At 54.1% G+C, this 218-nt stretch carries 1 pseudogene; it reads right to left on the reverse strand.

Annotated elements, in window-relative coordinates:
* Positions 1–128 (reverse strand): annotated as a pseudogene (locus C722_RS26205) (IS5/IS1182 family transposase); the annotation flags it as partial.
* Positions 129–218 lie beyond the last annotated feature (90 nt).

Raw genomic sequence — 218 nt, forward strand, 5'->3', positions numbered from 1 at the left:
AGTGGCTCGATCAGGGCAATCAATCCCTTCCACGGCACCACCTGATCCATCTCGATCAGGAACAATCCCTTACGGGTCTGCTTGCGCTTGCCGGCGTACTCGGCGTCGGCGAAGGTCATCTGCTTCATGGAAAAACTCGGCTGGCGGGATCGGCGTATTTCACCAGATTCAGGAAGTCTTTTTCAGACCTTCCCTAAGTTCGTGATAAGACATAGGGG

This window comes from Pseudomonas sp. 313, assembly GCF_000316965.1.
In the GTDB taxonomy this organism is placed as follows: domain Bacteria; phylum Pseudomonadota; class Gammaproteobacteria; order Pseudomonadales; family Pseudomonadaceae; genus Chryseomonas; species Chryseomonas benzopyrenica.